This window comes from Floridaenema fluviatile BLCC-F154 (assembly GCF_041929135.1).
Classification (GTDB): Bacteria; Cyanobacteriota; Cyanobacteriia; order Cyanobacteriales; family Aerosakkonemataceae; genus Floridanema; species Floridanema fluviatile.
The window spans coordinates 1-20,265 of the sequence record NZ_JBHFNS010000094.1 but is presented as its reverse complement, the minus strand read 5'-3'; the positions used below and the strand labels follow the sequence as shown (position 1 = coordinate 20,265).

Here is a 20,265-nt window from a genome sequence, read left to right as displayed (position 1 = left end):
ATGATGAAAAGGTCGATCTAAACTTTAATTTAGCCTCTGTTCTGTAATCCTTCTGCTTTTAGCCCACTGCATAATCACTCATTTCCCGCATGAAAGGAGGATAAAAACCTAACACAATATCTTGTTTTGGTACGCCTAAATTAACTAAATCTGCTGCAATATCATGCTCTGTTGAATTGTAAAAAATCCAGATTTTATCATTCCGAATATCAAGATGTATTATACAATGATGCACCCAGCGTTTATGTTGCCAACCCAAATGCACAATTTGATAGTGATTTCGCAGTGTATCAAAGATAGTTTCAACTTCAATATCACCATAAGCTGGCTTAACTTCTGCATAATCTATCAATAATTGCTGGACAATTTGCTGATAGTTGGTTAATTTATCCGTTAGTCCTTCCATTGTAAAATTTGCTCCAATTCAATATCGTAAATAATCAATTTTACGGAATTTTCTTGCAGCATTGATGCTGGAAAATCAAGTTGAAAGAAGCCATTATAGATTAGATCGGGGATGGCTAGATAGAGAGTGCGATCGGGTTCTTCACGACGTAATGCAGCGCGATAATTAATAAATTGCCCCAGTGCTGTATGAAACTCTGAAATTGCCGATGCACTAGCCAAAAAACTTTTGACTTCTACCGCAATTTTCTCATCTCCTCGCTCTGCTGCTAGTAATCTTTCTGCCCCCAAGTCAATTTCCATCTCTACACCGCCTACTTTAATCTTAAGTGGATCATGAGTAACATTCCACCCATCCTTATTAAGAGCCGTCTTAACAACTTGATGAAAACGATCTTTAGCCACAACAGACGATTCGATCTAGAGGTGCAATTTAAAACTATCACATTGAGCGATGAAGAGCGATCGCATTTCCCAAAAAACTACAAAACACCATTGAAAAGTCATACAATCAGAATATCTCAAATCTACGCTCCCTTTTCCTCCAATGACAGAATCAACCCAGAAACGTCAAGTTCGCAGAGGTCGCATTTTTCCCGAACACCAGAGTAGTCCAGAAATTCGCGCCAAACGCATCGCGCAAAGGGAAGAATTAGGCAAGCATTGTCGCCAAATTTTCGAGCAAATTCGCCCACAATTAATGCTAACTCATTACAATTGGTTTATCGCTATTGATGCAGAAACGGGGAACTATTTGCTTGATGAAAAGTTTGATGGTTTAATGCAAAAAGTAAAAGCTAATTATCCGTATAATGGGAAAGTACGATTAACCACTTTTCGCCTGAATGAAGATGGTTATTGTGGGTTAATATGATTTCAGATCCGTTTGAGGAACAGGGGAAACTGATTTTTGAGATTGAATTAGTCACAGCTAATAAATTTATTAGATTTTTGAAATAAAAGATTGCGAAAAAGTCAGAACGACTACAAACTGTTAACTTCAAGAAGCGTACCTTGTTGCGCTTCAGCATTAAAGTGTGTATAATTTTATTTGTATACTTTATTCTGCAACACCTATTTTTTTCATTCTTATACGCAGAGTGTCCACAACTAGTAGACATAATGCACTCCAAAATAAAAAAGAGGTAATGAATTGAAAACCACTGATTACTTCGTCAGACAAGTGTTGCAGAAGCGCCCATATCTTACTATTGAGCTATGTGCGAGTATTATAGCTAATCCCGTAAAAAGGGAGGTGCAGCCTGATGGTCGTATTCGCTTCTGGGGAAACGATCCAGAAAGGGAGGGTAAATACATTAGAGTGGTGACAGAGAAAGATGGTGAAACTATTCATAATGCCTTACGAGATCGTGGCTTTAAGATAGAGGATATGGCTTAAAGGCTATAAAGAATTCCCCATCCTCTTAATAAGGATGGGATTTTTATAAAGGAGTATACCAGCGATGAAACTGCTTTACTATCCAGAAACAGACTCACTCTACATCGACCTGAAGGCTAGCTCTAGCACAGATTCAATGGAAATTGCCGATGGAGTGGTGGTAGACTTAGATGCCGATGGTAATATCGTGGGCATGGATATTGATAACGCCTCAAAAAAAATCGATTTGAATACGCTGGAAGCATCTAATTTACCTGCTTTGATCGATCAAATGGGATTGACTATTAAAGTTGCATAGAAGTGTAGTTACCAAATCCCCGGTTTTGCCTATAAACCAGATTTGTTTCCGAAGGGTAAGCAGATGAAGGCAGATGAATGCTTAATTAATTTTAGTAGGTCAAGCGTTGACTAGATTTGTTGATGGTTGGATTGTGGCGATCGCAAATGTCACCCCAAAACGTAAGAATAGAGGATACGGGATTTTTATCCCTATTTTTGCCGATAATAGGAGTCCACAATTGTGGTTGCACAAAATAATAACACTTACGAACCTAAAACCCAAGAGATTGCTAAACAACTTTTAGCAGCAACTAAGGAAAATCGATCGTTTTTGGCTCAAATGCGCGACCAAATGCGCTGGGATGATAAAATGCTGGCATGGGCGATGAGTAACCCCGGTTTGCGCGTGCAGCTGTTTCGCTTCATTGACTGTCTTCCGGCGTTGCGTAGCAAGTCTGAGGTTGCTCGTCATTTACAAGAATACCTCAGCGATGAGTCGGTGGAACTTCCCAGCGCATTGAAGGGAATGTTAAATTTTGCTTCTGCTGATTCTATGCCGGGACAGGTGGCGGCGACAACCGTATCGACTGCTGTGGAGGCGTTGGCGCATAAGTATATTGCTGGGGAAAATGTTCAGCAGGTAATTAAGACGATCGAACGTCTCAGAAAGGATAAAATGGCTTTTACCATCGACCTTCTTGGTGAGGCGGTAATTGCTGAGTCGGAAGCACAGCTGTATCTGAAAAAGTATTTGGAATTGATGCAGCAGTTGACGGAAGCTTCTCAGAGTTGGAAAACTATTCCTCAAATTGATGAAGCTGACGGACAACCAATTCCCAAAGTACAAGTTTCGGTGAAGTTAACTGCATTTTACTCTCAGTTTGATCCTTTGGATGACAAGGGAAGTGAGGAGAAAGTTAGCGATCGCATTCGTATTTTACTACGTCGCGCTCAAGAGTTGGGAGCGGCTGTTCATTTTGATATGGAACAGTATGCTTACAAAGATTTAACACTCGCCATTTTAAAACGAGTTTTGTTAGAAGAAGAGTTTCGTTCGCGTACCGATATTGGTGTTACCATTCAAGGTTACTTGCGCGATAGTGAAAAAGACTTGAAAGATTTAATTGAATGGGCGAAACTAAGAGGATATCCGGTAACAGTTCGTTTAGTAAAAGGCGCATATTGGGATCAAGAAACCATCAAAGCTGCTCAAAGAGATTGGCAACAACCTGTTTATAATGATAAAGCGGCGACTGATGCTAATTATGAAAAACTTACTCAACTGCTGTTGGAAAACTATCAATATATATATACAGCAATTGGTAGTCATAACGTCAGAACTCAAGCACGCGCAATTGCTATCGCGGAAACTCTCAATGTTCCCAAGCGTTGCTTTGAAATGCAAGTTTTGTACGGAATGGGAGATAAATTAGCTAAAGCTTTGGCGGATAAAGGTTATCGCGTTAGAGTATATTGTCCTTATGGGGAATTACTTCCGGGAATGGCGTATTTGATTCGCCGTTTGTTGGAAAATACTGCTAACAGTTCCTTCCTCAGACAAAACTTAGAAGACCGTCCAATTGAAGAACTCTTAGCTGCGCCTTCTCCTAAGAATACTGTATCAGATTTGGCGGCAAAACGCGCATTTCCCAATGTGGCAGATACAGATTACGCTGACAAAAATAAGCGGGAGAAAGCACAAGAAGCATTCCGCATTGTGAGAGGACAATTGGGTAAAACTTACTTACCTTTAGTTAATGGTAAGTACGAAAATACCTCCGAAAGTTTTGATTCAGTTAACCCTTCCAATCCCAAAGAAATTGTTGGTAAAATCGGTTTACTATCTGTTGAACAAGCAGAACAAGCACTCAAAGCTGCAAAAGCAGCATTTCCCCAATGGCGCAAAAAATCTGCCAAAGAACGCGCCGACATTCTGCGAAAAGCAGGGGATTTAATGGAACAACGTCGCGCTGAACTTTGTGCTTGGATTGTATTAGAAGTTGGCAAACCTTTACCAGAAGCAGATGGAGAAGTTTCAGAAGCGATCGATTTTTGTCGCTACAATGCCAACGAAATCGAACGCTTAGATAAAGGATACAACTACGACCTCGCTGGCGAAACTAACCGTTACATTTATCAACCTTTGGGTATTGCATTGGTAATTTCTCCTTGGAATTTCCCCTTTGCAATTGCAACGGGAATGACTGTAGCGGCGTTAGTTGCGGGAAATTGCACGCTTTTGAAACCTGCGGAAGTTTCTTCCGTAATTGCTGCTAAACTAGCAGAAATCCTCGTCGATGCGGGAATGCCTCCCGGTGTTTTCCAATTCGTACCCGGAAGAGGTTCAATAGTTGGCGAGTACATGGTGAAGCATCCCGATGTGAACATGATAGCTTTCACAGGTTCTCAAGAAGTCGGATGTCGCATTTACGCCAATGCTGCCATTTTACAACCCGGTCAGAAACATCTCAAACGGGTGATTGCCGAAATGGGTGGCAAGAATGCGATTATTATCGATGAAAGTGCGGATTTAGATCAAGCCGTTGCCGGGGTTGTGCATTCCGCTTTCGGTTACAGTGGGCAAAAATGTTCCGCTTGTTCGCGTGTAATTGCCGTCGATTCAGTGTACGATACCTTTGTGAATCGCTTGGTGGAAGTTACCCGCAGTTTAAACGTCGGTAATGCTGAAGATCCTAGTACAAAAGTCGGCCCTGTAGTTGATTCTAAGGCACGCGATCGCATTCGGGAATACATCGCCAAAGGCAAAGAGGAAGCGAAACTAGCTTTAGAAATGCCATCTTCGGAAGGGGGATATTTCATCGGCCCGGTAATCTTCAGCGAAGTCTCCCCAACTGCTACAATTGCCCAAGAGGAAATTTTCGGCCCTGTGCTCGCCTGCATTCGCGCCAAAGATTTCCCAGAAGCTTTGCAAATTGCCAATGGTACGAACTTCGCCTTAACTGGCGGTTTGTACTCGCGCACACCTTCGCACATCGAACAAGCAACCGCAGAGTTTGAGGTGGGTAATCTTTATATTAACCGAGGAATTACAGGTGCGATCGTCTCTCGTCAACCTTTCGGCGGATTTAAACTTTCTGGTGTCGGATCTAAAGCCGGAGGGCCCGATTATCTGCTACAATTCCTTGAACCCCGCGTGGTGACGGAAAATATCCAACGTCAAGGTTTCGCACCAATCGAAGGGGCAGAATAATCTAAGTTTCCCTTGCTAGTCTATCAACTCCGTAGGGGTGGGCAATGCTCACCCTGTTTTTTTGCTCTCTTTCCTTTGCGTTCTTTGCGTTCTTTGCGGTTTAATAAAAAAACCACAGATGAACACAAATGGAAATACAGATACAATCAGTGTTAGGAATCAGTTACTTCACTTTTTTGCCAATCTTCCAAAGCATTAATCAAAATACTAGCAGCTGGATGGTTAAGCTCTTGTTTTAGAGCCTCAGTTCCACCAGATTTTATTAAGCTAAATATCCTTCGATGTAATGAAGGAGTAGCCTCGATTTGACGTATAACTTCGACAGCTAAATTCATTTTTTCACTAGTTGTACTAATTGGATATAGCGAGTCTAAATGTTTAAGTAACTGTTTAATTTCGGCAGCCGCCTCAGTCAGTTCTTGTGTATAACTGACATTGTTGGAGCGAATGATTATATTCCCCGCTATATTTCCTAAATTTTGAGCGCCATAGATTTGGTAGTTTTCAGACATAACTCACATCTCCTGATCAAGGTTTTCTAAAAATTAAGTTCACCTTTTGTCTAAATAGAAGCTGTCAACACGATTTTTTGTTATGACAGTGTTTGGTCTTTCAGCATCATCTAGAGACAGCCATATCGGTCCAAAGTTACCAGATGATATGTTATTTTGATATTTTGCATACTGCTCATCTCTTAATAGGAAAGAAGTAACATACTTCAAATCAGGCTTCTCTGTATTTTTTGTCCAAGCAAAGATCATTAATTCATACTTTTCAACTCGGATATCCAATTTTTCTCCTGTAAATTCTGGATTCCAGTCAAATCGAATAATTTTGTTTACAGATGAGCGTCCCCCCATTGGGATAGGTTGTGCTAATTCTTCGTCCTCAAAATTCCCTCCACTACCAATTTTTACAAAGGTAGTCCATGTCATATCGTAGTATTCATTTTGCTGCTGTCTTCCTATAATAAGGCGCATTCGATAAACTGTCCCACCTTGAGGACTCCAGTTGTAGAAAGTGATTGGTACATTGAATGTTACTCCTAAAATATCTCCACTAGGAGTTTTAACTTTGCTTGGGAAAAGTACAATATTTCTGCCAAGTAGTAGCTTAATTTCAGCTAATCTGAAATAAGCAAAGTAGACGTAATAATCGATCGGCATCAGCACCAGTCATTCCGAATCCATTTTTATCTGCTGGACGGGTAGCAACATTCCAAAATTCAACACAGTTCTGAAATGTTACTTGTAATTTATAACCATCTTGTCGGAGTTTTCGGATAGCATTTCTAATTGTTTGATGAAGTGGGTGAGAGCGATCGGCAAAACGCAGTATTACATTAGTATCGAGCAGATATATCACACTTAGGGATACTCCTCATAAATACCTTCACGGCTAACAGCATAGTCTGACAACAAAGACGCATTTTCGCCAAGACTTTTGGCAAATTCATCAGTTAATCGATCGACCATTGTTTCAAACTCTGCTTCTGTAATTTCCTGACGTACCTTTGCTGCTAAACTATCCCATTGTTTATCTGTTGTAGACTCAAAGCGAACTTGCCATGCTTGTTCATCTGTTAATTCTGCTAACAGGCGAGTAGCGATCGCATCTTGTTCCGCTTCCGGCAATTTTTCAATTTCTGCAATTACACGCCTCAATAATTCAGTCATAGTTCCCTTTCTTGAGCAACTTATGATATAAGTTTAACTTGCGGATTAACTATTGGTAATACTTACTCAGTTTTTTTTGCTCGTTCAATTTGCTCAAGCTTTTCCTTAAAAATAGCTTCCATTTCGGCTATAGGATCGGCAAGAGTGAGAGGATTAGGATACCGTATAGCATTAGGATCGCGACGACTCATTAACTCTTGCAATGCTGCGTGGAAAACGTCCTCATCATTTCTATTTTCAGAGATATACTGCTTTAGTTCAGTAATTGTCATTTCTTTTAAGTTTTGTGTCATTGAACAAACTCCCAAATTCCATCTTCATTTCATCTATTATGATCGCAATTTCATCCCTTACCCCAGCTTGAATGTAGATTGTTTTTAACTTTTGGTCATAACGAAAAACTTGAATTGGTTGATACAAATTAGAAAGTAACTGACAAACAAATATTGCCATATAGCACTGGCTTTGTGTCGGCAAGTTGTAGCTCCTAAATATAATATATGACAAATTTAGCTTATCAGAAGTTGATACTGATGAATCAGCTGCTATGCCTACAAGAACTGAGTGCTAGTTGTGGGTGGCGTTTGTGGGGTGAAGTGCGATTCATTCTTCTATTATGCTTTCATTTGCGATCGCTTCCTGTTCTTCCGACTCCAAATCGAGTAGATATATCACAACTTATAAATGCTCAGTATGTTTACAAGAAGTGGGTGAGAGCGATCGGCAAAACGCAGTATTACATTAGTATCGAGCAGATATATCACACTTATGAATGCTCCTCATAAATACCTTCACAGTTAATAGCGTAGTCTGACAACAAAGGCACATTTTCCCCAACACTTTTGGCAAATTCATCAGTTAATCGATCGACCATTGTTTCAAACGCTTCTTCTGTAATTTCCTGACGTACCTTTACAGCTAAACGATCGCATTGTTCATCAGTTGTAGACTCAAAGCGAACTTGCCATGCTTGTTCATCTTTTAATTCCGCTAACAGGCGAGTTGCGATACGTCGCATCTTGTTCCGCTTCTGGTAATTTTTCAATTTCTGCAATTACACGCCTCAATAACTCTGTCATAATTCCTTTTATGAAAGCAACTTATCATACTTAGTCTAACTTACCAATAAACTAAAGGCATTAACTATTATTACTATGCTTACAAGGAGTAAATTTGTGGGGTGTGGTGCGATCGCTCTTCTCCCTTTTCCCATATAGTTAAGCTGTTACGCATTTAAATCACTTATTAACGAGTAGGGTGCGTCAGACGGTAAAGCTTATGTAGAAAGGAAAATATCTAAATCTGACGCACCCTACAATATGACTTTTAAATGCGTAACAGCTTAGTATTAACCATCAACTCAAATTATTCGCTATGGACAATACAGCCAAAATTTACACGCTATACTTTGTTTTAGTAGATACCATAACCTCTATTTGCAACATTCCCAACAACAAAGAAAAGATCGATGGCGATGCACTTTTTAAGAGATTCTTGACTTACGGTAAAGAACAATATTCTGATTTACATTACGATCTAGTTGCCGAAATTGGCGGGATTCATTCCAAGGCTGAACAAGAGTATGCCAAAATTGCTACTAAAATCATAAATTTTTTAGGTAGTTTAAGAGAAGGCAAGAATATAGATTTAATCTTTACTCTTTGGATTGCTGTAGAATTAGCCTTTAGTTTTCATTCCTCACTTTGTAAAAATCAGCCTAACTTGTTTGATGACTTGGAGAATCAACTAAGATTAGGTCAGCAAAAATATTTAACTTTATCACAATCTAATTCTGAAGAATGGCAGAATCTCGATTCCATAATTAAGGCTAAGTTGGGTAATTTTTAAGAGGTGAAAGGTTTAATTAAAGATCTGATACGTGCTAACGCATAGGTTACGCGATCGCATTTTACCTAAAAGCTTTCCCCAAAAATAGTCTTCCCATTTTCTAACTCCTATCTGTGAAAATTTCTAGGTATAATAAACTAAAGCTTTAGTGGCAGATCATGAAAAGCAAAGTTGCAGAAAAACTGTTTACCTTTGACGAATATTTAGCTTATGACGATCGCACAGATAACCGCTATGAATTGGTTGATGGAAGGTTAGAACTCATGAATCCTCGAACTTTTAGGGATTTATTAATTGCTGATTTTCTTCAGGACAATTTTAAGGCAGAAATCAGCCGTCTAGGTTTACCTTGGGTATGTTTTAGAGAAGCGGGAATTAGAACGGGATGGCGAAAGTCGAGATTATCCGATCTTTATATTGTACCTGTTGAACAAGTGCAGGAATTTTTGGATCGATCGGCTGTTACTGAAATACCACCATTGTTAGCTGTTGAAGTTGTTAGTCCTGAATCTGTAAGTCGAGATTATCGTTTTAAGCGTTCTGAATATGCAGCATTAGAGATTCCCGAATATTGGATTGTCGATCCAATGAAATCAAAAGTTACAGTTTTATTATGGGAATAAGGCTTATATGAAGAAACAGTTTTTACAGCTAATCAAAATATTGTTTCTCGGACTTTTCCAGAGTTAGTGTTAACGGTTGAACAAGTGTTGGCGGCTGGTAATATTAGTTAGTAAGATTAATGCGTTATGCGGTTGTAATTGAAAAAGGTGAAACTAGCTACGGTGCTTATGTTCCCGATCTACCTGGATGTGTAGCTGTAGCTGAAAGTTTAACAGAGGTGAGGAGTTTAATTAAAGAGGCGATCGCATTTCATCTAGAAGGTTTACAAGAAGATGGCTTTCCAATTCCCGAACCTGTGTCTATTTGTGAATATATTGAAGCATAATAAAATATTGATTGGGAAGTTCGAGAAAGTTTAAGAACAAGTAAAATTGTACAGGTTTAGCCTTTATTAGTTTGTTTTCATAGCTGACCAGGGACTCGAACCCTGCTTGCAACCATCCACACCCTCAAAAGTTGATTTCGTCCTTGATGGTGTACCAATAGGCGCGGTAGCAGGTACACCTTGCAACCATCCACACCCTCAAAAGTTGATTTCGTCCAGTAATCACAACTTGTTGGTTTGCGGTATTCGCCTTGCAACCATCCACACCCTCAAAAGTTGATTTCGTCGGGAACCTTGGGCAGTTCCGGCATTGTTCTTAGGGACTTGCAACCATCCACACCCTCAAAAGTTGATTTCGTCCAGGTTCCCCACTTGAATCGCCAGCACATCATCTACTTGCAACCATCCACACCCTCAAAAGTTGATTTCGTCGAGGACGCTGTTTCGGCAAACTGGAGGATTCCCAACTGGCTTGCAACCATCCACACCCTCAAAAGTTGATTTCGTCTTGGATTAGTCTCATCCCCTCCTCAAGGGATGAGGCTTGCAACCATCCACACCCTCAAAAGTTGATTTCGTCTTTCGATCGGAAGGTGGCGATTAAATCCCTAATGACTTGCAACCATCCACACCCTCAAAAGTTGATTTCGTCGGTTTTATCCCAGAGGATAGGCTGGAACTACGTTTCAGGCATCGGATTCGTGAATCTATTTTCCTTTTTTCGGGAATTAGATTTTTTCTTAGGTGCAGGATCATCAAAAAACGCCTCTAATCCAGGTATTACAGGGTTTCCATCAATTACGAGAATCGCTTTTGACTGCCTGTTACCTTCAAAGCTATTCGGAGTAAGAGTTTGAGGTTGTTTTTGATCGCTACTAGATTTTGACACCCTCCGATTCGCGCATTTTTTCTTCTTTTGTCGAGGTGGTTTTCCCCCTTTCGGGGTTGGTTGGGCTGCATAATATTCAGCAGTCAATTCTGCTGATTCAACAACCGAAACTGCTGTGGTGGCAGCTTCCTGTCTCACAGAACTACTCCTCAAGGTTTCGTTCTCTCCAGTTGGCCCGTCTCCAACTGATACAGGCTTAACTTCCCGTCTCCAAGTACGGTAGCTTCTCTCGAAGTCTAATAAGCCACGATCAAAGATGTTTTTTGCAGCGTTAACATCAGCGTGGTCGATGTGTCCACATTTGACACACTTAAAATTTTTTTGTGTTTTACGGTTCTCGGTGTCGATATGACCGCATTCATTACATTCTTTTGAAGTGTTCTTTGGGTCAACTTTTACAAACTCTCTAACAGTATAACCAAAATACTCATTAATAGCTTTAACTTTAGTTTCCAAAAACTGATTACGCCTGCCTGGGCTATTTCTTAGTATAGCTTTGTTGAGACCAGACTTACGTTTTCTCCCATTTTTTGCGTATTCTTTACCATCTAACTTTGTTTTAGCAGCTGCGGTCATATTTGCCAGCTTCAAATTTTCAACAGCAATGCCATCATACTCTCTTAACAACTTAGTTGTAATTTTGTGGTCAGCAGCTATAGAACGTCTACGATCTTTTTCATGCAACCTAGAGATTCTTAATTGCAATTTTTCCCAATTTTTAGAACCTGATTTTTTCTTGGCAACTTGTCGCTGGAGACGTGCAATTTTTCTCTCAATTTTAATTTTATATTTTCTTGCTTCAGCTAACCTACCTGCATCATCAGCATAAAGACAAGCAACACCTACATCAATACCGATCGCCTTAAGATCGCTATCTTGACGATTCAAGCTAATTTGTTTAGGCTTAGAGTTAATCTCCCCAGTTAGCTTTATATAATACCCAGAGGCTTCCTTACATATTCGATAGCTAACACCAAAAGCATCACCCCACCTATTAAGCAACTGAGTAGATTTACCCTTAATCTTCACCCACCCAATAAAAGGTAGACGGATTCTATTACGAGTAGAATCTACCTTCAGAGTTGACCCTATTACAGGCATTTTAGGAGGTATATATACTGGGGGTAATTCTTCTTTTTTTACCCCGGCTGCTTTTGCTTCCTCTCTTAACTGTTTAGACTCTTTTTCTTTGGCTTTTTCTTCATCAGGTATTCTTTCTCGGATAGCAGCATTGTTATGTATAATAGCCGCCATCATTTCGGAACGAGTATATTTTTTGAACCGGGGTTCACCTCGCTTTCTGTCCTTGTACTGCTTCCAGGCATTAGCCAAATTTTGGCATTGACCTGCAATAAATTTACTGTCTAAGTCAGCAATACCGACTTTAACTCCATCTGGTATCGTTGAATAATTAGCAAGTTTTTTCTTCCCAAAATAATCAATCAAATCTTTATCAGAAAAACCTCTAATTGGTGGTTCCCCTTTCCAATGTGGTTTATTTTCTGGGATACCGGGAGTATGGAGATAGAAGCTAATACCTTTTTTACTTTCTCGCTTTTCAATAAATTGACCTAACGTTAATTTTTTTAATCCAGAATAAATAGCACTACTATCAAATTGCTCAACAGTCAAATACTTTGCTTCTTCTTTGATTTCTGGATAATCATTTAAACTTATTTTTTTTACTAATGTACATGGACTACATAGCCCAAAAACATCTGATTTTTTTAATTCTTTCTTTCCTTTTTTGGTAACATGAAAACATTCTATTTGATTAAATTTCCAATCTAATTTAAAAACTGGGCAAGATTCAGGACTAAAAAAACCCCATTCATCTAAAGTAGACTGAGGTAATAGAATTCTCTGAGTATTTTTTAATTCAATAGGATAGTAATTTATTTCCTGACAGCGTAACCAATATTCACGCCATTCTAGTAATGCTAATCCGTTGTTCCATACCCAAGTTAAAGTTTTCAACCAATCATCTATTGTTGATTGCTAAGATTTATTCAAATTTAACTTGAATTCAACTGTTTTCATGGAAACTAACGATTTGTTTATACTTATAACGCCATAATTTATCCAAGGACGGAGAAAATTAATTTGCTAAATAAACATAGCAAAAATATATTTAATTAGAGCCATTTGCTCTCATAAGGGTATATTGATTGTCTTGAATTTATTAGGGGACTTATTAAATGTAGCGCCTGCTTACAAAAGTTGGTTGAGAGTTTCCCGTACTAGCAGAGTTCGGTTTACTGCATTGTTACATAACTTTTTAGGATTTTTTAACGAACTCAGCAATAAAACGATCGCCACCCCTTTCCCCTGTCCCTACCTCAAAAATCAATACAGCCCCCAAACCTATCTTGAGGGAGGATTGAAAATCTAAAATCGAAAAAATGGGCGACGAGGGACTCGAACCCGCAACCAATAGATTAAGAGTCTACTGCTCTACCATTGAGCTAGTCGCCCGTTCAGATTTATTATCTTAGCAAATTTAGCTGGATTTTGGAAGTAGTCGTTAAAGTTTTTTCACAAAACTTTGAGGTTTTGGCTAACTCACAACTTTTCAAGTTTCTTCAGTACAGCTACTTTGCTGCGGAGGAAACCATTTTACTTTGCTTTTTGCTCTCTGGTAAAAAGTCATTTTCTCTTAAAATTTCATACAGATTCACGTCAGTTTCTAACAAGCAAGCATGACCGCTTTCGGGTAAAACTGTCATTCTGGCATTGGGGAAATGTTCTAACAAATATTCTATTTCGGAAACTGATGGTAAAAGTCGATCGGCAACACTACCAATTAACAATACTGGTTGAGTAATGCGACCTAATTGATTAGGATGAATTTGGAAATCTCGGAGGAGAGAAAGTCGCCAAATTGAGGTTTTTTGCGGGACAATTTGGACTGCTTGGACTAAGGCTTGTCGATCGCTAGGTGCTATCCTACCCATAGCAGCTAAAACAGGTAAACCAATCAAAGAACCTAAGTTATAAAAATAACCGGGAACCCATTGTGTTAAAGGGATTGCCGCATACATCCAAGGACGACGACTCATCGAAGAAGCGGGATTAACTAAAATTATTTTTTCAAACAACCAAGGCGCTTTTACAGCGACTTTCATCGCCAAACAACCACCAAAAGATTCCCCACACAAATAAACAGAACGATGGGAATTTTTTCTCAGTTCAGCTTCAATTAAATTAATTACCTGTTCTGTAAGTTCATCCCAATTCGTTAAATCATCTGGCGGAATAGCTAAGCAACGAATATCAAAACCTTGTTCTAAACCAGCAGTTTGACAACGCAATAACTGACCTGTACCATCCATTCCCGGTAAAAATATGAATAAAGGAAAATCTGGCTTAATCTGTGTGGGAGTTAAGAAACAGGGACGACTTTTAATCTGTGGCATTTTTCAATCGATATTCAACAGCTATTCTCAACTAAGTTTACCTAAAACCAAGCGTAAAACTGACAACTTAATTACAGCCTTTCCGCAATAACTCGCTAATTTCAGTTTGACAATAATCTATTAATTCAGCAACCACGGTTTTCATCCGTTTACCTCGCAATTCTTCTCTCTGAACAGAGGTAATCCAATAAGGACGACCGATTAAAACATTGACTCGTTGGTAAACTACGAAAGGATGCCAACCAGAACTATTAAACAATGGTTCCGAAGGATCGAACCAGCTTAACAGTTTTAATGGTACGGCTGAACTAACAGATTCTTCCACAGAAGCGATCGCAACTGGTAAAATACACAATCGTTCCACGGGAGTTCGTAACGCCAAGTGAGCAAAACCCTTGTGAAATTGGCCCATCGTTTCCGGTTTGGTAAACTCTACCATCGGTTGTGCGCCTTCCGGGAATAAACCCACCACTTGCTGTGTCTCAAACAAGCGAATTGCCTGTTGGAAAAATTTCTTTTGCGGTTTTCCCGTTTCCTCCAAAGGGAAACAACCTAATTTAGTTACCAACTCCCGCATTCCCGGAACTTGCCCCATATAATGATGACAAGCAAACCGGATTGGACGACCTACCGCTGACATCAGCAATGGCGCATCCATAAAACTGCGATGATTACTCACCACTAACATCGGTCCTGATGGAGGAATTCGCTCCTGGTGATGGAGAAATAGCTTGGTTTTGCTAACTGCTAGCAATAGTTGCGAAACTAACAATGGTTCTGAATACATGAGTTGTCCGAAATAACTACAACCAAATGGTAGAGAGTTGTTCAATAAATAAATTTTCGATAGTTTGACTAATATTTTTGTCTAAGTGTAACCCTACTCTTTAATAATTGTTAACTTTCTTGAGGCTAAGTTGACAATTATCCTCAGATAGAGAGGCTTTAGGCACTGCTGAGCTATCTTATTTAGGCCATTTTAGTAAATTTTTATACTATTGTTACAAGATTGGATTAGATTATAATAAATGTAAAAAATACCCATAAAACCTTTATTTCAAACCCTCAAGGTATGATTAAAAACAGTTTATGAGGGTTTGTTGCCATTTCTTTCCATGAATTATATCGATAATAAAAAAACCTTTGCTCTGACAACACCGCTATATTACGTAAACGATATACCTCACATAGGTAGTGCTTATACGACGATCGCAGCTGACGTAGTAGCTAGATACCAAAGAATGCGAGGCAATTCGGTGTTGCTAATTACCGGAAACGACGAACACGGACAGAAAATTCAACGTGCTGCGGAAGCTAGAGGACTACCACCCCAGGTACACTGTGATGAAATAGTTGCTGGGTTTGAGAAACTTTGGCAAAAGCTGAATATTCAGTACGATCGCTTTAGTCGAACTACAGCCAATCGTCATCATGCGATCGTTAAAGAGTTTTTTCACCGCGTTTGGGATGCTGGTGACATCTACCTGAGTCAACAAAAAGGTTTATATTGTGTAGGTTGTGAAGAGTTTAAAGAAGAACGCGAACTCCTCGAAGGAAAGCGTTGTCCTCTCCACCCAAACAAAGAAGTTGAATGGCGCGACGAAGAAAACTATTTCTTCCGTCTTTCCAAATACCAAACTCAACTGGAAAAACTCTACCAAGAACGACCAGATTTTATTCAACCAGAAACTCGCCGCAATGAAGTCCTCAACTTTGTTGGTCAAGGTTTGCAAGACTTTTCTATTTCGCGAGTGAACTTAGATTGGGGTTTTCCCATTCCCACAGATCCCAAACATACCATTTATGTCTGGTTTGATGCCCTATTAGGTTATGTTACTGCCCTTCTGGAACCAGAGGACGAACCAACTTTAGAAAATGCTTTAGCTAAATGGTGGCCCATCAATTTACATTTGATTGGTAAAGACATTCTGAGATTTCATGCGGTTTACTGGCCTGCAATGTTAATGTCAGCAAAGATTTCTTTACCAGAAAAAGTGTTTGGACATGGTTTCTTGACCAAAGACGGGCAGAAAATTAGTAAAACTCTCGGTAATACGATCGATCCGATCGATTTAGTCGATCGCTATGGAGCCGACGCAGTTCGTTACTATTTTATGAAAGAAATCGAATTCGGTAAAGACGGCGACTTTAACGAAAAAAACCGTTTTATTCCCATTCTCAACGCTGACCTAGCCAACGATTTGGGTAACTTGCTCAATCGTACTTTGAAAATGGCTTATAAATACTGCGGTGGCGAAGTTCCTAACTTAACTGGCGCAGATATTTCTCCAGAAAACCCATTAAAAACAATTGGTTTGCCATTGGGTACACAAGTTGCTCAAGCTTACGAAAATTTAGCTTTTAGTAATGCTTGTGAAGCCGTTCTTAACTTGATTCGCACTGGTAACAAGTATATCGACGAACAGGCACCTTGGACATTGTATAAACAAGGAAATCAGCCAGCAGTTGAAGAAGTGTTGTATTCTGTTCTAGAATCTGTGCGATTGGCTGCTTATTTATTGTCGCCAATTATCCCAGGTATCAGCAATAACATTTATCAACAATTAGGCTTTAGGACAAACTTTGATGACAAAACTCAATTATCTAATACAGCAAACTTTTCCACATCTGCTAGTTGGGGAACTTTACCTGGGAAACAAAAGTTAGGCGAACCTCATCCGGTGTTTCAAAAATTGGAATTTTCGGAAACTAGTTCTTAATAAAATCCCTTAGCCATCTCCGGCTATATAAATGTGGAGAGATTAGGAGTACATTGATTGATTTGATAAAAAATGAGGCATAATAATCATGTTAAACAATCTGGAAAAAGACTCGCTGTTCACACCAGAACAAGTTCTGGAAAATCGCGGTCGAGTCGCCATCTTTATTGATGGTTCAAATCTGTTTTATGCGGCTTTGCAATTGGGAATTGAAATAGACTATACCAAGTTATTGTGTAGGCTAACGGCTGGTTCTCGGTTGTTGCGATCGTTCTTTTATACTGGTGTCGATCGCACCAATGAAAAACAACAAGGTTTTTTGTTGTGGATGCGCCGCAACGGTTATCGCGTCATTGCCAAAGACTTAGTACAATTACCAGATGGTTCTAAAAAAGCCAATTTAGATGTGGAAATTGCCGTGGATATGATGGCTTTAGTTGGCTCTTATGATACAGCAGTTTTAGTTAGTGGCGATGGCGATTTAGCTTATGCGGTTGATGCAGTTAGTTATCGCGGTGTCCGCGTAGAAGTTGTGAGTTTGCGTTCCATGACTAGCGATAGTTTAATTAATGTTGCCGATCGCTATATCGACCTAGAAAACATCAAAGAAGATATCCAAAAAACCCCACGTCAAGGAGGTTATATTTATCGCCCTTTGTCGGGGATTGGTTTATTAGATGACGAAAAAGACGACGATTAAAAACTCAATAACAACAACAATTTAAATTTCAGATCCCCCTTAACAGATCCCCGACTTCTTCAAGAAGTCGGGGATCTATAAACAAAACGGTGAATTTGATGAGAATTAATCTGGATAAATCCATATTTCTAAAAGTATTCTTGATTTGTTTATTCTTCGGCATTGTAGCTTGTGATTCTGAAGGGAGAACAGCGAAAAAGTTAGCTGAAGATAGTAGACTTGCCCAAGAAAGAGCATTAGCTAAAGAATCAGATAGTAACCTCACATTTAATGATGTTACTCTCGATAAAGTTGACGATTCAGGTCGTCCTTTGTGGAAAATTAAAGCCAAACAAGCGGTTTATAGTAATGATAAAAAAGATGCGAAAATTCAAAGTCCGATCGGAGATTTGTTTCAAGATGGCAAAATAGTATATCGAGTTAGCGGTCAAACCGGAGAAATTAAACAAGATGGTAAACAAATTTTTCTTAAAGGTCAAATTGTCGCTACAGATACCCAAAATGGCGTAGTATTGCGCGGTAATGAAATGGAATGGCGACCAGATGAAGACCTTTTAATTGTTCGGAATAATTTGACCGGAACTCATAAACAAGCGCAAGCATCAGCGCAAGAAGCCAGGGCTTTTAGTCGGGCGAAAAGAATCGAATTTATCGGTCAAGTGGTGGCAAAAGCGATCGATCCTCCATTAATCATGAAAACCGAAAAGTTATTTTGGCAAGTAGAAGAACAGAAAATGTTTAGCGATCGCTTTGTGCAAATCGAGCGATACAATAAAGAAAAAATTACCGAACGCGCCACAGGAAATCAAGGAGAAGTAGACTTAAAAAATAAAATTGCCAAACTGGGAAAAAATGGACAAATCACCTTTTCCGAACCCCCAATGCAAATAGTTAGTAACGCTATTGTCTGGAATTTAAATACTAAATTAGTCTCCTCAAATCAACCAGTAACTATTTACCAAAGAGAACAACAAATTACCTTAATCGCTAGTCAAGGCAGCGTGGACTTAAAACCACAAATTGCTTACTTAGTAGGAGGAGTTCAAGGTAGAGGGGAAAAACCACCTTCCAACCTGCGAACTGATAAAATGACTTGGTATTTAGAAACTCAACAATTTGAAGCCATTGGCAATGTTTTCTATCAGCAAACTGACCCACCATTAACTTTAAATGGCCCCAAAGCTTTCGGAAAATTGAAAGAGCAAAAAATTGTCATTACCGGAAATGGTGATAACTCCCCTGTGATTACTCAAATTGTTCCACAGTCAAAGCCGGGGGACAGAGGGGCAGAGGGGCAGAGGGGAAATTAATCTCAACCGCGGCGGAAAACTTGGTTGCGATCGCTTGCCCCAATCCGTTTTACGTAGTCGATGCTAGCGGGAGTGGGAAGGACTACCAGAGGCGGAGAAGTTGGGGAACCCCATTGCTGAATTAAACTTTGGAGTAAGTGGTCTTGTTTAGTACGTAAACCCATAACATCATTACCGCGGTTGATGATGGCAAACCACACCAAACCCCGATCGCGAGTGGGCATCACTCCCGCCAAAGCACTAACATTTCGCAGAGTTCCGGTTTTAATCACTGTTGCTTGGGGAAGTTGGCGACGAGACATTGTACCATTGCGATCGCGACCCGAAACCGGGAAAAAATCGCCAATAGTCAAGCCTAAAGGTTGCAATTTCCGTTGTAGTGCCATTAACATTCCACAAGTTGCCCGTGCCGAAATCCGATTGTCCACACCTAAACCAGAACCATTAATTAATTGAATTTCTCCTAAAGGCACACCCGCAGCATTCGCCGCTAGTTTCCGTACTACTTGCGCCCCGCCTAAAGAGTCAGCAATAATTTCTGCCATGTCATTACTGCTGAAAATATTCATTTGTTTCAAAAGTTGCGTCAGAGTTAAAGAACGGTGACGTAATAATAAATTTGCTTTAGTTTGTTGCGGGCCCATTAGTGGATTTTCCAATTTTACCCCACCAACAATTTGTAATTGGGGTTTGGGAGTACCTGGAGCCATGCGAGAATATCTAAAAATCATTGGTCTAGACCAAGTGCGGGAATTAAAAGTCTGCATGAGCATTTGACCCGATCGCAAAGCATCCCGGTTGCCATTCATCGCAAATCTTCCCCGAATCACCAATTTTCCCGCTACTTTTTTCACTCCCAATCGATTTAAAGAATTAGCCAGTGCAATGCCCTCTTGCCAAATAAATAACGGATCGCCATTTCCCGTAATAATTAAATCTCCCTCTAATACTCCATTTTTTATTGGCCCAGTGGCGCTTACCAGCGTCTCAAACTGGTGGGAATGATCCCAAGTAGATAGGGCAGCCAAAGAGGTAGCAATCTTGGTTAAAGAGGCGGCTGGCAAGGGAATAGAACCTTGATTATTTGCTAAGACTACTGGGCCCGACTGCATCCAAATTCCTTGTTGGGCGATCGGATTTTGTTTGCCTAACTCCTGTAAATATTCCTCAACAATACTTGCCGTCTGCGGTTCCGGTGCAGCTGCGAGCACGAATCCCGCATTCCCAGGCCAAACCATTTCTTGGCTATCTTGTGTAGAATTCAACCCAGAACGGTGAATCCCTGCCATGTCTAACCACACTGACATTAACCCAGAACTAAATAATTCCAACACTTTGAGACACTCCTCAACTCGAATTTTAGATTTTAGATTTTAGGTTTTAGATTTAGCATTTTCGATTTTGCCTTAAATCGGTCAATATGCAAAAGGTGGGATGGGGGCAGGGGGGCAGAGGGGCAGAGG

23 protein-coding genes, 1 tRNA gene, 1 pseudogene and 1 CRISPR repeat array are annotated in these 20,265 nt (G+C 39.8%); of the genes and pseudogenes, 11 read left to right on the top strand and 14 right to left on the bottom strand.

All coding sequences use genetic code 11. The annotated features are described in order from the left end of the window. Positions 1-58: 58 nt before the first annotated feature. Positions 59-406, bottom strand: a complete 348-nt coding sequence (locus tag ACE1B6_RS28285) for a XisI protein (protein WP_413260643.1) — start codon at positions 404-406, stop codon at positions 59-61. Beyond that, positions 394-810, bottom strand: a complete 417-nt coding sequence (locus tag ACE1B6_RS28280) for an element excision factor XisH family protein (RefSeq protein ID WP_413260642.1) — start codon at positions 808-810, stop codon at positions 394-396. Before ACE1B6_RS28280 ends, ACE1B6_RS28285 begins: the two co-directional genes overlap by 13 nt. A gap of 142 nt (positions 811-952) precedes the next feature. Between ACE1B6_RS28280 and ACE1B6_RS28275 the strand changes: the two genes are divergently transcribed. From ACE1B6_RS28275 to pruA, 4 genes are all read left to right on the top strand, one after another. After that, entirely contained in the window at positions 953-1,279 is a 327-nt protein-coding gene (locus tag ACE1B6_RS28275; protein WP_413260641.1) for a hypothetical protein, read from the top strand. A 279-nt stretch (positions 1,280-1,558) separates the two neighbouring features. Then, complete coding sequence (locus tag ACE1B6_RS28270) at positions 1,559-1,804, top strand: hypothetical protein (RefSeq protein ID WP_459563118.1); 246 nt, start codon at positions 1,559-1,561, stop codon at positions 1,802-1,804. A 64-nt stretch (positions 1,805-1,868) separates the two neighbouring features. After that, on the top strand, positions 1,869-2,102 hold the full coding sequence (locus ACE1B6_RS28265; RefSeq protein ID WP_413260639.1) for a DUF2283 domain-containing protein: 234 nt from the start codon (positions 1,869-1,871) through the stop codon (positions 2,100-2,102). Between the two features lie 219 nt (positions 2,103-2,321). Then, the gene (pruA, locus tag ACE1B6_RS28260) at positions 2,322-5,294 is read left to right on the top strand and encodes an L-glutamate gamma-semialdehyde dehydrogenase (protein WP_459563122.1); all 2,973 of its coding nucleotides are present in this window, start codon (positions 2,322-2,324) and stop codon (positions 5,292-5,294) included. Between the two features lie 152 nt (positions 5,295-5,446). Here the strand turns inward: pruA and ACE1B6_RS28255 are convergent, their stop codons facing one another. The 6 genes from ACE1B6_RS28255 to ACE1B6_RS28230 form a co-directional block, all read right to left on the bottom strand. Further along, positions 5,447-5,806: a hypothetical protein gene (locus ACE1B6_RS28255; protein ID WP_413260637.1), complete on the bottom strand. Its 360-nt coding sequence runs from the start codon at positions 5,804-5,806 to the stop codon at positions 5,447-5,449. Positions 5,807-5,845: 39 nt separating this feature from the next. After that, on the bottom strand, positions 5,846-6,460 hold the full coding sequence (locus ACE1B6_RS28250) for a hypothetical protein (RefSeq protein ID WP_413260636.1): 615 nt from the start codon (positions 6,458-6,460) through the stop codon (positions 5,846-5,848). Further along, on the bottom strand, positions 6,414-6,659 hold the full coding sequence (locus ACE1B6_RS28245; RefSeq protein ID WP_413260635.1) for a type II toxin-antitoxin system VapC family toxin: 246 nt from the start codon (positions 6,657-6,659) through the stop codon (positions 6,414-6,416). The genes ACE1B6_RS28250 and ACE1B6_RS28245 overlap by 47 nt, the downstream gene beginning before the upstream one ends. A 2-nt stretch (positions 6,660-6,661) precedes the next feature. Next, positions 6,662-6,970: a hypothetical protein gene (locus ACE1B6_RS28240; protein WP_413260634.1), complete on the bottom strand. Its 309-nt coding sequence runs from the start codon at positions 6,968-6,970 to the stop codon at positions 6,662-6,664. 62 nt (positions 6,971-7,032) lie between these two features. Then, the gene (locus ACE1B6_RS28235) at positions 7,033-7,263 is read right to left on the bottom strand and encodes a DUF6887 family protein (RefSeq protein WP_413260633.1); all 231 of its coding nucleotides are present in this window, start codon (positions 7,261-7,263) and stop codon (positions 7,033-7,035) included. Next, a complete protein-coding gene (locus ACE1B6_RS28230; protein ID WP_413260632.1) occupies positions 7,229-7,423 on the bottom strand; it encodes a DUF6888 family protein in 195 nt (64 codons plus the stop codon). Before ACE1B6_RS28230 ends, ACE1B6_RS28235 begins: the two co-directional genes overlap by 35 nt. An 80-nt stretch (positions 7,424-7,503) precedes the next feature. Between ACE1B6_RS28230 and ACE1B6_RS28225 the strand changes: the two genes are divergently transcribed. Beyond that, positions 7,504-7,755, top strand: a complete 252-nt coding sequence (locus ACE1B6_RS28225) for a hypothetical protein (protein ID WP_413260631.1) — start codon at positions 7,504-7,506, stop codon at positions 7,753-7,755. Here ACE1B6_RS28225 and ACE1B6_RS28220 read toward each other — a convergent pair. Beyond that, entirely contained in the window at positions 7,737-7,988 is a 252-nt protein-coding gene (locus ACE1B6_RS28220) for a hypothetical protein (RefSeq protein ID WP_413260630.1), read from the bottom strand. The two genes, ACE1B6_RS28225 and ACE1B6_RS28220, sit on opposite strands and share 19 nt — an antisense overlap. Positions 7,989-8,344: 356 nt before the next feature. On the opposite strand from ACE1B6_RS28220, the gene ACE1B6_RS28215 reads away from it, so the two are divergent. The 3 genes and pseudogenes from ACE1B6_RS28215 (at position 8,345) to ACE1B6_RS28205 (ending at position 9,767) form a co-directional block, all read left to right on the top strand. Beyond that, positions 8,345-8,818: a hypothetical protein gene (locus tag ACE1B6_RS28215; RefSeq protein ID WP_413260629.1), complete on the top strand. Its 474-nt coding sequence runs from the start codon at positions 8,345-8,347 to the stop codon at positions 8,816-8,818. A gap of 158 nt (positions 8,819-8,976) precedes the next feature. After that, positions 8,977-9,552 (top strand): annotated as a pseudogene (locus ACE1B6_RS28210) (Uma2 family endonuclease). Positions 9,553-9,560: 8 nt separating this feature from the next. After that, complete coding sequence (locus tag ACE1B6_RS28205) at positions 9,561-9,767, top strand: type II toxin-antitoxin system HicB family antitoxin (RefSeq protein ID WP_413260627.1); 207 nt, start codon at positions 9,561-9,563, stop codon at positions 9,765-9,767. A gap of 105 nt (positions 9,768-9,872) precedes the next feature. Then, positions 9,873-10,419: direct repeats of the CRISPR family, unit length 37 nt; unit sequence CTTGCAACCATCCACACCCTCAAAAGTTGATTTCGTC. A gap of 27 nt (positions 10,420-10,446) precedes the next feature. On the opposite strand, the gene ACE1B6_RS28200 is transcribed toward ACE1B6_RS28205, so the two are convergent. From ACE1B6_RS28200 to ACE1B6_RS28185, 4 genes are all read right to left on the bottom strand, one after another. Next, the gene (locus ACE1B6_RS28200; protein ID WP_413260626.1) at positions 10,447-12,633 is read right to left on the bottom strand and encodes an RNA-guided endonuclease TnpB family protein; all 2,187 of its coding nucleotides are present in this window, start codon (positions 12,631-12,633) and stop codon (positions 10,447-10,449) included. A gap of 426 nt (positions 12,634-13,059) precedes the next feature. Next, positions 13,060-13,131, bottom strand: a tRNA-Lys gene (locus tag ACE1B6_RS28195). A gap of 116 nt (positions 13,132-13,247) precedes the next feature. Continuing rightward, entirely contained in the window at positions 13,248-14,072 is an 825-nt protein-coding gene (locus tag ACE1B6_RS28190; protein ID WP_413260625.1) for an alpha/beta fold hydrolase, read from the bottom strand. 67 nt (positions 14,073-14,139) lie between these two features. Further along, complete coding sequence (locus ACE1B6_RS28185) at positions 14,140-14,859, bottom strand: lysophospholipid acyltransferase family protein (protein WP_413260624.1); 720 nt, start codon at positions 14,857-14,859, stop codon at positions 14,140-14,142. Positions 14,860-15,187: 328 nt separating this feature from the next. On the opposite strand from ACE1B6_RS28185, the gene metG reads away from it, so the two are divergent. The 3 genes from metG (at position 15,188) to lptC (ending at position 18,802) form a co-directional block, all read left to right on the top strand. Then, entirely contained in the window at positions 15,188-16,792 is a 1,605-nt protein-coding gene (gene metG, locus ACE1B6_RS28180; RefSeq protein ID WP_413260623.1) for a methionine--tRNA ligase, read from the top strand. 88 nt (positions 16,793-16,880) lie between these two features. Continuing rightward, positions 16,881-17,492, top strand: a complete 612-nt coding sequence (locus ACE1B6_RS28175) for a LabA-like NYN domain-containing protein (protein WP_413260622.1) — start codon at positions 16,881-16,883, stop codon at positions 17,490-17,492. A gap of 98 nt (positions 17,493-17,590) precedes the next feature. Further along, positions 17,591-18,802, top strand: a complete 1,212-nt coding sequence (gene lptC, locus ACE1B6_RS28170) for an LPS export ABC transporter periplasmic protein LptC (protein ID WP_413260621.1) — start codon at positions 17,591-17,593, stop codon at positions 18,800-18,802. 2 nt (positions 18,803-18,804) lie between these two features. Here the strand turns inward: lptC and ACE1B6_RS28165 are convergent, their stop codons facing one another. Then, positions 18,805-20,136 carry a D-alanyl-D-alanine carboxypeptidase gene (locus tag ACE1B6_RS28165; protein ID WP_413260620.1) on the bottom strand — a complete coding sequence of 444 codons (1,332 nt, stop codon included), beginning with the start codon at positions 20,134-20,136 and terminating at the stop codon, positions 18,805-18,807. Between the last annotated feature and the right edge of the window lie 129 nt (positions 20,137-20,265).

Excerpts from the sequence above, each read along its gene's own strand:
- ACE1B6_RS28285 (WP_413260643.1), bottom strand. The coding sequence starts at position 406 with ATGGAAGGACTAACGGATAAATTAACCAACTATCAGCAAATTGTCCAG.
- ACE1B6_RS28275 (WP_413260641.1), top strand. The coding sequence starts at position 953 with ATGACAGAATCAACCCAGAAACGTCAAGTTCGCAGAGGTCGCATTTTT.
- ACE1B6_RS28265 (WP_413260639.1), top strand. The coding sequence starts at position 1,869 with ATGAAACTGCTTTACTATCCAGAAACAGACTCACTCTACATCGACCTG.
- ACE1B6_RS28255 (WP_413260637.1), bottom strand. The coding sequence starts at position 5,806 with ATGTCTGAAAACTACCAAATCTATGGCGCTCAAAATTTAGGAAATATA.
- ACE1B6_RS28250 (WP_413260636.1), bottom strand. The coding sequence starts at position 6,460 with ATGCCGATCGATTATTACGTCTACTTTGCTTATTTCAGATTAGCTGAA.
- ACE1B6_RS28240 (WP_413260634.1), bottom strand. The coding sequence starts at position 6,970 with ATGACTGAATTATTGAGGCGTGTAATTGCAGAAATTGAAAAATTGCCG.
- ACE1B6_RS28235 (WP_413260633.1), bottom strand. The coding sequence starts at position 7,263 with ATGACACAAAACTTAAAAGAAATGACAATTACTGAACTAAAGCAGTAT.
- ACE1B6_RS28230 (WP_413260632.1), bottom strand. The coding sequence starts at position 7,423 with ATGGCAATATTTGTTTGTCAGTTACTTTCTAATTTGTATCAACCAATT.
- ACE1B6_RS28225 (WP_413260631.1), top strand. The coding sequence starts at position 7,504 with ATGAATCAGCTGCTATGCCTACAAGAACTGAGTGCTAGTTGTGGGTGG.
- ACE1B6_RS28220 (WP_413260630.1), bottom strand. The coding sequence starts at position 7,988 with ATGCGACGTATCGCAACTCGCCTGTTAGCGGAATTAAAAGATGAACAA.
- ACE1B6_RS28215 (WP_413260629.1), top strand. The coding sequence starts at position 8,345 with ATGGACAATACAGCCAAAATTTACACGCTATACTTTGTTTTAGTAGAT.
- ACE1B6_RS28205 (WP_413260627.1), top strand. The coding sequence starts at position 9,561 with ATGCGTTATGCGGTTGTAATTGAAAAAGGTGAAACTAGCTACGGTGCT.
- ACE1B6_RS28190 (WP_413260625.1), bottom strand. The coding sequence starts at position 14,072 with ATGCCACAGATTAAAAGTCGTCCCTGTTTCTTAACTCCCACACAGATT.
- ACE1B6_RS28185 (WP_413260624.1), bottom strand. The coding sequence starts at position 14,859 with ATGTATTCAGAACCATTGTTAGTTTCGCAACTATTGCTAGCAGTTAGC.
- metG (WP_413260623.1), top strand. The coding sequence starts at position 15,188 with ATGAATTATATCGATAATAAAAAAACCTTTGCTCTGACAACACCGCTA.
- ACE1B6_RS28175 (WP_413260622.1), top strand. The coding sequence starts at position 16,881 with ATGTTAAACAATCTGGAAAAAGACTCGCTGTTCACACCAGAACAAGTT.
- lptC (WP_413260621.1), top strand. The coding sequence starts at position 17,591 with ATGAGAATTAATCTGGATAAATCCATATTTCTAAAAGTATTCTTGATT.